Source organism: uncultured Succinivibrio sp., assembly GCF_902756765.1.
GTDB lineage: Bacteria > Pseudomonadota > Gammaproteobacteria > Enterobacterales > Succinivibrionaceae > Succinivibrio.
Genome location: NZ_CACVSS010000182.1, coordinates 1 through 2314, shown reverse-complemented (window position 1 = coordinate 2314; position 2314 = coordinate 1). Strand labels below are relative to the sequence as shown.

Here is a 2314-nt window from a genome sequence, read left to right as displayed (position 1 = left end):
TCTCCTCATCCCAATTAAAATTCAAAGAATTAGCCGATTATGAGTCTGTTCCTGATAATGAACTTTCTCTTGATGGAAGATATTGGAAGAAAAAATATAATGCCCTGGCAATAATTGAAAATGACAATCAGGCAAAATATTCTAGCCTTCTTGAAAGGTATGAGGAACTGGATGAAAAATTTACAAATGAAAGATCAGAAAAAATCGAAATATTACAAGAACATGCTGAATTCCTTAAGGAAAGATCTTATTTACAACAAGAAAATGAACAGTTACACAATGAATTAAACAAATTGAAAAAAGATTTGGATAAGAGCTATCAGACAATTCAAGAACAGTCAGACATAATCCATGGGCTGGCTGACAAATTGAAAAAGGCAGAGGCCAAACTGATGCGCGACGGAACTAATTCAGGAATTCCTACGAGTCTAACACCTTTTAATAAAACTAAAGTTATTCCGAACTGCAGAAAGCCGACAGAAAGAAATAGAGGTGGCCAGTCTAATCATGAACGACATATTCTTGAAACTCCCGAGCATATTGATGAAACTGTAGAATATCTTGATGATGCAGAATATTTAATTTGTGGCAGATGCGGTTCGAACAGCATAATACAGTACGGCACCAAAACTATTTATGAAAAAACAGTAAAAGTTAAAACCGTATGCAGAGAGATTCATATCGGCCGGTATGTATGTTTAAATTGCGGCGATACATTTGATGCGGTTATTCCGAATCATCTTTATTCCAATGTTACAACCCAATACGGCCCTGAAGTCAAATCTTTTATTCTCTCCATGCTTGTATATGGAAATGTTGCAGTTAATCGAACCAGAGAACTAATGCGCGGAATAACGGATTGTGAGATTGAGCCGAGCAATGGATATATCTGCAAGCTTATACGACAGTTTGCTCAGGAACTCAGAATTTACGGGTTCGAAAATGAGCTAAAGGACTATCTTATCAATAACAACAATAATATCGTACACTGGGATGACACTGTTGTATCAATTGATAAGAAACGGGCATGTATTAGATTTACCGGCAATAATAATCTAGCCTTGTACACCGCACATGCAAAAAAGAATTTGGCAGGAATACTGGAGGATGGAATTCTGCAGTGTTTAAGTTCTGACTGTGTTGTTGTTCATGATCACAACAAGGTTAATTACAATAAGGTGTTCAGATTTAAAAATGCTGAGTGCAATCAGCATCTGGAAAGGGATTTAATCACTGGAGAATTAGAATTTACTAATCATTCCTGGGTTGCAGATATGCATCATTTTTTTGAAGAAACGATTCATGCACGAAACGTTATCGAGGAATCAGGGGGAAGTTGCTTTTCTGTTCAAGAAATTTCAGATATCCGTAATACTTATAATAACGTTCTCCAAACTGCAGAAATCCAGCATACACACGCAAAAAACGATAAAGGCGAAGAGTGGTACTGGTATAAAGATGAAGCTGCACTTATCAATCGACTTCAATGTTTTGGCGAGAATTACCTTCTTTGGATAGAGAATTTCAAAATTCCTACCACAAACAATCTTGCTGAACGCGCATTACGTATTTTCAAAACCAAAATGAAAATATCAGGACAATTCTTCAGTGTTGAAACAGCAAAAGACTATGCACTAATCCTCAGTTACACAGAAACATGCAAACGAAACGGTATAAATCCTAGTGTTGCCTTACAACGGTTATGTTTGAAACAACCTTATCGAATCAGTGAGGTATTTCCAAAACCGGAACCATCACCTGAATCGCAAACCCTACTTAAAACAGTTCCGCCTGACGGTACCTCTCCGTAACCAGTTATTCACACGCTACAATTGATGAAACAAAACTAATCCGAAAGAGGATTTACAACCCTCTTTCGGTCTCGTGAATAGTAACGATTGCAGAGTTTTATGAATCTGAAGATCTGATACGGTTATTCATGTATTAGCAGATTCCAGGGTCGGCGTAAACACTGAGACAGATTGCACCGGTAATAATCGAGATGATCGGTATTTTTCAGAAGAGTGTATCCAATGATTTGATGACGGTTATCTTTCCCCTTCCGAGTTTTATAATTCCACGATGTTCAAAATCCTTTAAAATTCTTGATACAACCTCACGTGTTGAGTTGATCTCTCTGGCGATCTGCTCGTGAGTGATCCGTATGCTGCTGTCACCGCTGTTTTTAAGTTTATTTGTCAGCATGTCTGCAATGCGATGATCTACGCGTGCAAACAAAATCAGCTGCATCTGGCACATAACGTTTGAAAATCTTTCTCCCAGTTTTTCATACAGAAAACATCGGATGTGGAGG

2 protein-coding genes are annotated in these 2314 nt (G+C 37.7%); one reads left to right on the top strand and one right to left on the bottom strand.

The genetic code is table 11. The annotated features are described in order from the left end of the window. The coding region (locus QZU45_RS12170) for a transposase (protein WP_295355674.1) at positions 1-1811 on the top strand (1811 nt) is incomplete at its 5' end. A gap of 205 nt (positions 1812-2016) precedes the next feature. Here the strand turns inward: QZU45_RS12170 and QZU45_RS12165 are convergent. Next, positions 2017-2314 (bottom strand): helix-turn-helix domain-containing protein (locus QZU45_RS12165; protein WP_295355672.1); only part of this gene is annotated, 298 nt, incomplete at its 5' end.